The organism is Delftia sp. ZNC0008 (assembly GCF_000799035.1).
Taxonomy (GTDB): Bacteria; Pseudomonadota; Gammaproteobacteria; order Burkholderiales; family Burkholderiaceae_C; genus Comamonas; species Comamonas tsuruhatensis.
On the sequence record NZ_JTKZ01000664.1, the window covers coordinates 1 to 6,983 of the forward strand.

Below are 6,983 nucleotides of genomic sequence, written 5' to 3' on the forward strand. Positions count from 1 at the left end.
TTTGGTGGGTCCTGCGAGATTCGAACTCGCGACCAACGGATTAAAAGTCCGATTCACCGAAATAGGCACAAGAGAAAACGCCTTTTACATCAACAACTTGCAGCGATAGCCACGCTTCTGGTGTTTTCGCAATCATGCCTTTTCCACACAATTTTGGCCTACTTTGGGCAGGATTTGGTCATAGTAAAAGGACCATATAGCTCGTCAGCTGCTTGTGCCGGGCTTGGCCCACGCAGATATCCCAGTGGTGACGATTCGCTGATGCCTCCAGCGCAGCATCCTCTACTGCAGTACCTAGCCACTTGGCCGGAATATCGTTGACCTGTGTGCGGCTCCGACGCGTTCCCGTCGTCTTCTCTCATCAAAACCACACCCCGGCAATATTATCGAAATCTTTTTAGGAAATTTTAAATAAAAAACTCTCAGACACTTTTCAGCATCTGAGAGCACGGTGAATACTAAAACAAGGCTTTTATTGCATTACAAGCGATGCCCCCCCTACGACATTCACAGTATTTACCAAAGTAAGACCAAAAGCATTTGCCGAAATTACGAAAACCCCTCGCGTACCAGATGTAACAGGAATGCTCAAACCAGTAACAACGCAGCTCGAAATAGTACCTATAGTAAGAATCCCCGTATAACTAGGACCCATTGTGCATACCGCTCCTGGCACTGGCGAAAATACATTATCCACGGATGTATAAAGTTGCGCCTGCAATGAGATAGTAGTTCCCACCAAACTCAATGCATTGGTGTTCTGGATTTGCGCAGTCAATCCAGTTATAACACCATCAGCTGGAAATGATTGAGGTACTCCATCTGCTGCTTGCTGTGCTGTAAGGTCTAGGTTTCCACCAATAAGACTTTGCATTGCAGCAGCAGGAACGTAGCCATTCATCGGCAAGACCGCAACGTTGCCGGGCAAGCCACCTGCAATCGTTGTCAACGCCATGCCTTTCGCGCTGCTGCTCATGATGGCTTTACCACCCGATGCACCTGCAGGGCCTGCGGGGCCTGTAGGACCAGGCAAGCCAATATCACCCTGCGCCCCCGTCGGACCTTGAAGGCCCGTGGCACCAATGGGGCCTTGAGCGCCTGTCTGGCCCGCCGGGCCTTGAACGCCGGCCGGACCTGTGGGTCCCGCAGGACCTGCCTGGCCGGTCGCGCCTGCAGGTCCTGTTGCACCGGTCGCCCCGGTTGCTCCCGTCGGCCCCGGGTTCCCCACAATCGCCCCTGCTGCGCACTTGCCCAGTCGCCCCGTCACATCGTCATAGCAGGCCACGCTGCCAGCCTCCGATGTGTTGGATAGGTTGGGCAGATATACATCGCCTGTTTCCATCACCCGGAACCGCTCTGCATTGCCTGCATTGTTCTTGATGACGAATCCACCATTGGCGGGTGGTGTGATGGTGATGTCGGCGCCGCCAGGAGCCGCCACTGCAGCGCCGCTCAAGACGATGGCCGCAGCGAAAGAGACAGAGCGCAGCGTGAATTTCATGGTTTTCATAGTCTGAATGTGTAGTGGCTAACGTTGTGCAGTGCGGCGCTGACGCCAAAGCGCCAGTCCCATGAGCACAGAGAGAAGGACCAACCCATACTCGCTCAGTGTGGGAATGGCCGCAGCCGATGGGCCGGGACCTGCACCGATCTGCACAGTGGGCGGAACCGTCGCATTGGTGCGTACCACCGTCGCACCGGGACCCAGGTTGATGACCGCAGTGCCGCTGGCAGCCTGCAGCACCACAGGCTGACCAGGCACTCCCTCGACGGTCAGCGTCCCGAGCACGGTGATATTTGCCCCGACAGGCAGCACAAAGGTGCGGCCCGTGCTGCTCTTGATGGTCAGGTTCTGCACGACCAAGGTGCCGCTGAGCTGGCTGGTGTTGCCCGGATCGCAGCCGTCGCGCAGCTCGATCGTGTTGTTGCCGGCATTCAGTGATCCGTTGATCTGCAGGTCACCACCCACCGACAGCGTTCCGCCACTGTTCGTGATGGCGGCGGTACTTGCGAACGTAGCCGAAGAATCGACGGTCAGGGCGCCGCCCAAGTCCAGGGTTCCCTGCATGTCCAGTGCAGAGCAGGACAGGTCCACGGCGCCGCCCGGCGGGACGACCAGAGAGCTGCCCGGTGGATAGGACCACTGGGCAGCGGCGTTGGAGGACAGCAGAAAAGCCAAGCCAACCCCGGCCAGCCATCGAGAAAGTGAAAAATTCATCAAACAAGCTCCACTGGGCATCAAGACCGCAGGGCACAGTCACAGTAATGCGCCAAAAGTGTCAAGCATTGTCAACTGAAACAATGTGCAACGCATTGAAATCTTCGATCAAGAACTAGTTCGCGTTTTTGTTGTTTGTCATGGGCGCTGGGTTTTCGCTTTTTCCAGCGTTAGGTGCACCTCCGCATTCAACAGATGCATGGAAACCTCAATCTCTTGATTGATCGCCTTGACCTGATCGCGCTTGTTCGGTGCATCGCTAGCCTGCACGCTGCGGCGAAACTTGCGGAGGTCGGAGATCTTCTTGTCCAGTGCTTTGGCTGCGTCATAGGCCCTCGCCAGAGGCACGTCAGCCAGCACCGCATCAGCATCCTCGCCACGTTGGACCCGGGCTTTGAACTCGCTCTCGCTGATGTTGATCCGCTTGAGGTTCTCGTAATAGGCGTTGCTCTGGCCGTTGGCGCCGCGCGTGTTCCCATAGAGACGCCCTGCCAGAACAATTTGATGCGGCGCCAGTTCCTCACCAGTGAAGGCGGAAGTGGTCATGGCCACGGCCTTGTTCACCTCGCGGCCCACGCCGCCAGTGATCTGCTCCACCAGGTACTCGATGGCCTCTGGCGTTGGGCTGGCAGCGCCGGGCCGCCATTCGTTGCCGCCCGTCGCGGCATTGGCCAAGGAGGCCAGCCAGCGGTAAGGCTTCGCAGTCGAATCCTTCACCCGGCTCGCGCCTGGCGTTGGGTCGTTTGAATTCCGGTCCTCTCGGTAGATCTCCCGTCCTGTCCAGTCCTTGTTGCGAGCGAGGGACAGCACGGGGTCAAACCAAGTAGGCGATGCCATCTGCCCCAGATCCGCAGACCCGCCCAGCGGGTTGTAGGCATCGAGGGCCAGCACGGCCATGTCCAGGACGTGCCCCATTCGGCTCTTCGTCGGGTCGTCGTGCACACCCATCTCCACGATGGTGCGGCCGATGTTGGGGAACACATGGAAGCCCAGAGGCAGAGGGATAGCCACATAGTCCTGGCGTCCCAGCGGGATGATGATCGCCCGCTCCTTTACAAACTCGGGGATCTTCTTCCATTCGTCGTCGGCACCATCGCCGCCGCCCATCATCAGGTAGCCGGCCATGGCCGACGCCATGCCCAGGGCCACGCCACCCATCATGATCTTGCGCCCGGCAGGCCCCGCCAGCGTCTCCAGCATGCGCTTGTTGCCCTGAATCGCGGCATTCAGGAACGCAAAATGTGCCCCCACCACGGAGGTGTTGCGGCCCTTGCGGTTGAAGTTCACCGTGATGTTCTTGGCGATGCTCGCGGCCTCTTGCCGGCTGATGCCCTGGTCCAGCGCAGCCTTGTAGACACCCAGGCGCGTTGTTGCCTCCAGGGTCTCATTGAAGTCCGACAGCCAGGCCAGCAGCGCGCGGCCGCTGCCAACCACCTTGCCCTCGCTCACCTGGTCCAGCGCCTTCTGCAATGCCTTGGCGCGGTCCTTGGGATCGGCATGCAGGTCGCGATAGCCAGTGGTGCCGCCGTCCAGCTGCAGCTGCTCCCACAGCTTGGCCCATTCGCTCGTGCCGGCGCCCTCCTCCCGACGCTCGCGGCGCAGATCCTTGTAGATGGCGCGCGTGTTTCGCCGGATGTTGCGGAACACCTCGGCTTGCTTCCCGGCCAGTGGCGTGGTGGACAGCTGCAGCATGGCGCCCTGCAGGTCGCGCGCCAGGTTCATGACACCGAATACAGGGTTGTACTGGGTGTTGACCGAGGAGAACCACCGCGTGATCCAGGCTGCAATCCGCGTGAAGCGGTCCAGTTCCATGGCGTCCAGGTTCTTCATGGCCACGGCCAGGCGCACGGCCTTCTCGTTGCGCTCGTTGAAGACGATGTACCGATCCTTGCCGCCAATGCGCACCGTCACCACGTTGTCGCGCACCTTGGCTCCCTGATCCACCATGGTCTTGACCAGGCCCGTATCCGTGTCCAGTGCCTTCTTCTTGGGCAGTTCCAGGCTCCAAAGCTCCTTGTCCGGGTTCTGCGCTGCCAGCAGGTACATGCGCTTGACCACATTGTTTTTCTCGCCCCGCATGAGTGCTGTTTCGCGCTGCATGACGACGTGGCTCAAGATGTTGGTCACGCGCTCGTTGGAGCCTGTGCGCCGCTTCGCTGCGTCACCTCGGGTGCTGAATCCCTGGCCAATGGGGTGTGCCTTGCCTTCTGGGTGCGCTTCATCCCGATGCAGGGGCACGTAGTGCTGGTAGGTCTTGCGCCAGGCCCCCAGCGTGGCCTGGTCCATGAGGCCGTAGTTCTCCAAGGTCTGCAGCGTGCCGTCGTTGATACGGTCCACGCGCGCGGCCAGCTCGTCCAGCACCTGGCGCTGCTCCGGGCTGTAGCCGGCCATCACCGCCGCCGCCTCGGCATCGCTCATGCCCGACAGCGACAGGCGTTCCTCCTCGGTGCCGTCAAAGGCCTCGGCGCGGTCCCAGCGGTCCTGATCGATGAGGGCTTGGCCCAGCGCCTTCTGCACCGGGCCGGCGGCCATGCCTCGGGCCTGGGCACGCTGCAGTTGGCGGCGCAGATCTTCCACGGTCTTGCCAGCGGCATTGCGCTGGGCCTGCAGCTGCTGCGCACCAGGGTTGCGCTCGGCCATGACGAGGTTGGCTTCGGGCGCGTGCCGGGCGTGCAGGAAGCGCTCCAGCTCCTCGATTGCCACGCCCGTGGCGTTCAGACGTCGCAGCAGCGGCTGCACTTCGTCGCGCAGGAAGTTGGCCGTGCGCTTGGCCACACGCTTGTGGTACAGCTCCTCGCCTCGGTAGGCGTCATTCGTCTCGCTGACGGTGCCGTTCAAGGCCTTGATGTGTTCCTGGATGCGCTTGAGGTCGATGAACTTGTCCTGCCAGGCGTAGAGGAAGTCATCGACGGAGCGGTAGCCGGTGAGGTCCGCCACCTTGTCCTGCAAACGCCCCAGGCGGCCCTTGGACTGCGCTGGAGTGGCAGCGCCGGAGGCGGCGCCGCGGCTATAGAAAACTCGGCGGCTGCGGCTAGAGTCGGTTAGAACTTGTGCGTGCCGCTTAGCAAACTCTCCCAGTAGGGAGCCTCGCTGCCTTCGATCTCCTTGGTCCTGCCCGCCCGCTCGGCGTAGAAGGGCACGCCAGACAGCCGCTCGCGCAACTGTTCGCCAGCCAGCTTCCGCTTCTGCTGGTCCGCTTCTATCCATGCCACGGCTTGCTCGGAGGGATTGTCCAACCAGGACAGCCAGTCGCTGTCTTGATAGTTGATCTCCGGTGCTGGCACGTCGGAAAGTACCGTGGTCTGCGTCATATTCGATCTGGTTGGAGGTTGGGAAAGCATTATCCGTGGCTGCCACACTCGCCGCAATCATGCGCTCCACATTCCCCACGTCATCCCCATAGACCCAGCGCAGGCCTGGCACGCCGTGACCGCCGCGCACTTGGTCGGGGTGCGGCGCCAAGTGGCGCGTGGTGCCGAACTTCAAGGCGCTGGACAGCATCTGCTCCAGCCGGCGACGCAGCGCGGTCTTGCTCAGCCCGTGAGGATCGCCGATGAAAATGCTGTCCGTGTTGTGCGCGAAGGTGGCGGCGATGCTGTACGCCATGGCACCCGAGTCCCCACGGGACAACTTGGACACGTCCAGCCACACGTCCGTGGTCGGAGGCACATCCTCCGGGTTCTCGCCAGGCCTGCCGGCCACGGCCTCCATGCCTTCCGCCGTGTAGAGCATGTCGTAGACCTGCTCGCCGCCATACGGGTTGGGCTGGCGCACCGACAGGATGGCCTTCTTGCCCCCCGACATGGTGAGCGTGTACTCCTGCCGGCCCGCGACGCTGACCGGCTTGCTGACGCGGATCTCTGGGTCGTGCTCGTGGGCGATGGCAGCCAGGTCCGTCTTCTGCGACCTGGGAAAGGTGAACAGGTCGTCGAGCTCGGACAACTCCTGCAGCGCGCGGCGGCCCGCGCCGCTGTCCAGGCTGAACGCAGGCCTTGCCACCGGCGCCAAGGCGCCTGCCAAAGCGCCACGCTCCACCCAGCGGCGCGCCGGCAGGATGAAGTCGCGGATGATCTCCGCGTCCGTCATGACCAGGTCGCGCAGCGCGGGCACATGGGTGCGCAGCCAGGCGCGGATGGCGGCGACGGCGCGGCGGACAAAGCCGAGCTGCGGCTGTGTCTCGGCCATCTCGGCCAGCACCTCCTCGGCCGCGTAGCGCCGGCCCACCAGGTCGTCCAGTTCTCCATACTCCTGCAGCTTGGTGCGCACCTCGCGGGGGCGGGCCACGATGATCTGGTCCAGCACCGCATCCAGCTTCTCGCCGAAGGCGCCGCGCAGGCCGTGGTGGCCCAGCGCCTCGTGGTACAGCACGCGGGCCGCTTCCTCGGGCGTGGCCAGCTGACTGGCCACCAGGTAGACCTCCCCATCGAAGTAGAAGCCCTTGGGCACGCCCTCCGCTCCCTCGGCGGCCTGCAGCCGTTCCGTGTCGCGCGCCTCCTGGGGCACGCGCGGGTCTTGCAGGTCGAACACCACGTTGACATGCGGCGCATTGGCCCAGGCCTGGCGCACCGCGTCCACGACCTTTTGCGCGCGCGCCATTGGCGCCTGCTGGGCGCCGCGCCCGGAGCCAGGGACATTGCCGCCAGCAATGCGCAGCAGTTCCTGCGCCAGGTCGGCCGTCATGGCCGGCGCCACGGCGCTCTCACCGCGCCGGAGCGCCAGGTGCTTGGCCCGGATGAAATACCCGCCGTCCTTCTTGAAGACGCGG

3 protein-coding genes are annotated in these 6,983 nt (G+C 62.5%); all 3 read right to left on the reverse strand.

Annotated features, from left to right (window positions below):
- Window positions 1-472: 472 nt before the first annotated feature.
- Window positions 473-1,510 (reverse strand): hypothetical protein, encoded by a 1,038-nt coding sequence (locus L995_RS34710; protein WP_082001607.1) that lies wholly within the window; start codon window positions 1,508-1,510, stop codon window positions 473-475.
- Between the two features lie 18 nt (window positions 1,511-1,528).
- Window positions 1,529-2,218 (reverse strand): IPTL-CTERM sorting domain-containing protein, encoded by a 690-nt coding sequence (locus L995_RS21900; RefSeq protein ID WP_197065174.1) that lies wholly within the window; start codon window positions 2,216-2,218, stop codon window positions 1,529-1,531.
- A gap of 138 nt (window positions 2,219-2,356) precedes the next feature.
- Window positions 2,357-6,983 (reverse strand): LPD38 domain-containing protein (locus tag L995_RS21905; RefSeq protein WP_052195853.1); only part of this gene is annotated, 4,627 nt, incomplete at its 5' end.